This window comes from Limnofasciculus baicalensis BBK-W-15 (genome assembly GCF_024178385.1).
Taxonomy (GTDB): Bacteria; Cyanobacteriota; Cyanobacteriia; order Cyanobacteriales; family Coleofasciculaceae; genus Limnofasciculus; species Limnofasciculus baicalensis.
In genome coordinates this window covers 1-3,123 of sequence record NZ_JAMZMM010000525.1, presented here as the reverse complement: position 1 = coordinate 3,123, position 3,123 = coordinate 1, and the positions used below count along the sequence as shown (strand labels likewise).

At 43.2% G+C, this 3,123-nt stretch carries 3 protein-coding genes; all 3 read right to left on the bottom strand.

All coding sequences use genetic code 11. From position 1 onward, the window contains the following. Window positions 1–194 precede the first annotated feature (194 nt). Window positions 195–1,073 carry a prolipoprotein diacylglyceryl transferase gene (gene lgt, locus NJ959_RS27660; RefSeq protein WP_254014978.1) on the bottom strand — a complete coding sequence of 293 codons (879 nt, stop codon included), beginning with the start codon at window positions 1,071–1,073 and terminating at the stop codon, window positions 195–197. 184 nt (window positions 1,074–1,257) lie between these two features. Then, a complete protein-coding gene (locus NJ959_RS27655; RefSeq protein WP_254014977.1) occupies window positions 1,258–1,803 on the bottom strand; it encodes a cofactor assembly of complex C subunit B in 546 nt (181 codons plus the stop codon). 236 nt (window positions 1,804–2,039) lie between these two features. Beyond that, window positions 2,040–2,393, bottom strand: coding sequence for a PadR family transcriptional regulator (locus tag NJ959_RS27650; RefSeq protein ID WP_254014979.1), 354 nt, complete (start codon window positions 2,391–2,393; stop codon window positions 2,040–2,042). Window positions 2,394–3,123: the final 730 nt, after the last annotated feature.

Here is a 3,123-nt window from a genome sequence, read left to right as displayed (position 1 = left end):
TAGATGCACCCTGGTTAGGCTCTAGAGTTTTCCCTCTAGGGCTTTTGTTATTTTTACTAATTATTCCGGATATATCCCCTGGTGGTAGGAAGAAAGAAGTGGTAGATGTACCCTGGTTTAGCTCTAGAGTTTTCCCTCTGGGGCTTTTGTTTTTTTTACTAATATTTTCTGAGCTATCCCAACGGGATGGCTACTTACTCAGGAAAGGTATCCCACTGTTGATTTTCTTCTGAGACTACATCTGGTAGGGAGCGACCGAGGAGATATAACCATGATAGACCAAAAAGTCCCAATGCGATCGCGCTTAAACTGACCATTTGAGCCATCCGTAACGGTCCGAACATCAAGCTATCCATCCGCAAGCCCTCAATCCAGACTCTACCAGAACTATAACATACCATATAAACCAGAGCCAACGTCCCCACTTTCAAATGCTGTTTTTCTTTCAAATCTCTAAAAAATAATACCATTAATAAGCTAAATACTAATAGATTCCACAGAGATTCATAGAGAAACGTAGGATGAAAATAAGCAATATCAATAAACTTGTCAGGGCGCTGCTCTTGGGGAATATAGAGTTTCCACGGCAAATTTGTCGGACTACCAAAAGCTTCAGAATTGAAGAAATTACCCCAACGCCCAATTGCCTGACCTAAAATTAGGGAAGGAACTACTAAATCAAGTAATAACCAAACGGATACTTTATTAATTCGGGCAAAAATTATCGAGGCTAATACACCACCCAAAATAGCCCCGTGAATAGCAATACCCCCCTTCCAAATAGCAATAATATCCTCTGGGCGTTGCGAATATTGTTCCCACTCAAACAGGACGTAGTAAAGTCTGGCACAGGGAATCGCCCCAATTACCAGCCAAATTGCCAAATCACCCAAAAGGTCTGGATTTACCTTACGGCGCTTGGCGAGATATTGGGAAAGAGTAACCCCAATTAAAACGGCTGAGGCAATCAGAAAACCGTACCAGCGAACCATCACAGGACCTAAATGGAGCAAAATCGGACCTGGAGAGGCAAATTGAAACCCTAGGATTGGCGGAAAGGTATATGGCAGCATGAACAGTCTCAATCGGGAGGTACTGGAGAATTTAGGAGTTCAGGAAATAGCCATTATACCAACAAGGTGCGAAAGCACAGGGGTTCTCAGCTTTTTAGTGTTTTTGATATATTACCCCAATCTTCCGTAGATTTTTATATTCTTGAAGAATGGAAACGATACAACTCCTAAACGCCTAAATCTTTTAACTCCAAGACTCATCAGCAGGTTGTAGCTTTAGAGTCTGTTGTAATTGTTCCAATTCATCGCGATGAGCAGTTACAGTAATCAGACTTTGAGTATCCGTTTCCCGATCTGGTAATGGTTCCACTTTCAGAAGAACCTGTTCATTTCGTCCCGCACCCCGCCAATAAAAAACTCCAGCGGCAGGGGATAGGAGAATTAGCCCCAGAAACAACTTAGCGAATGTTGGGTAAAGGAGGGACAAAACCAGGGAGAAACAAAGGATAGCACAAGCGGCTAGGACAGTTAAGAAAATAGCTAAAAACCAACTGGGCTGGACAAAGCCTTGAAATGTGACTTGTCCAGTAGCGCGATCGAGAGCAGCTATCCGGTAAGATCTCTGGTCAAAATATTGCTGTAATCGTTCCAGTAGTGACTCTTCAGGCTCTAAGACAATAAGCTTAACTTGTTCTGTGCGGTCTTTAATAGAGGCACGGATAAAGAAAAACAAACCCACTGCCAACAATAGGGTTAGGAAAAATGTAGAAGATAGAATGGTAGTATTCACAGGAAAACAATTGAGATAGGCATTTTTCCCTACTATTTTAGTCGAGAATCCTCTCTCATGACGGGCTGGATCAGTTTCCAGTCTATCAGGACTTACGCAGTAAGATTAGTAGTAGCTAGGCTTTAGCCAAGATGGGCAGGGCTAAAGTCCAACTACGAACTAATTTAATGAACCATTTTGCTCCTGTCATGCCACGACAAATACAGTCTGTGAGCAAGTCATGTCTCTATCTGATCTCAAATGGCTTGTTTTTGACCTGTGATATAGTTTCGCCAAAAACCAGCAAGTTCTTGAGCTTGATGCCGCCAGTTGGGGCATACTTGATACATTCGACGGGGGCGGCCTCGTCCCTCAACTTTTTTCCAGTAGCCTGAAATAGCTCCAGTCTCTTCCAGAAACTTGAGGGCGCTGTAGAGGACAGTATCAGACAGTCGATAGGTTGGGTAATCCTGTTCGAGTTGTTGGATTAGTTGCGTTCCATAGGATTCCTCTTGCAATAAGACTGACAAAACATAACATACAGCTAATTCTTTGTTTAGATAGTTGGGAGGCGGCTCTTGAAAAAACTGATAGATATCCTCAAATTTCATCTGCATAGTCCACTCAGTATCCCGGCTAACTGGATTGGGCATGGAACAGTTATCCTCAAAATCACAATAGTTTCAACACCCCTAGAAACTCGTACCTCTTCCAGGGAGTTTCTCAAAAACAAGCAACCTCAATTGGCTCGTCGCCCCGACACTCTATAGATTCAAAGGCTTGAGGTTGTGTAATGACCTAGTTAGTTCGGCCAAGCAGATGCAACTCTGATGAATAATCATCATTAATTTTAGCGAAGTGGTCGCAAGCGCCATCCAGAGAAGCCGATAGGGCTTCTAGGGAGAGGTAAGCGGTGCGGTAATCGTTCCCGTTTTTTGCCACCTAAGTTCGCCATCAATGTGAAAGCCTTAATCTCTTCTACTAGCTTATGAACCGATAGTCCGCAATTTTTTTCTAATTCCTTAAATTTCAGCTTAAGTTAGAGCAAACTATCGAATTTCCCAACGCTTCGATGCACCATATATAAGCAAAACTACTTAGAGGATGTCTACCAATAGCACCCTCCAGGTTAAAGCTATCGCTCCTCTTCCCTACCCCTGATTAGGCTGTTGAGGTTTCGATGCCCAGCCTTAGCACCTCATAAACTACCAGAGAACCTGCACTTGTCCCAAAAGACTAGTAACTTTACGTGACATCTCCTACAGCATACCTGTACACAGGTATGCTGTAGGCTTCCAAACCAATCCGGCTATTGCTTAGGAGGCGTTTGGCTTTAAGAAC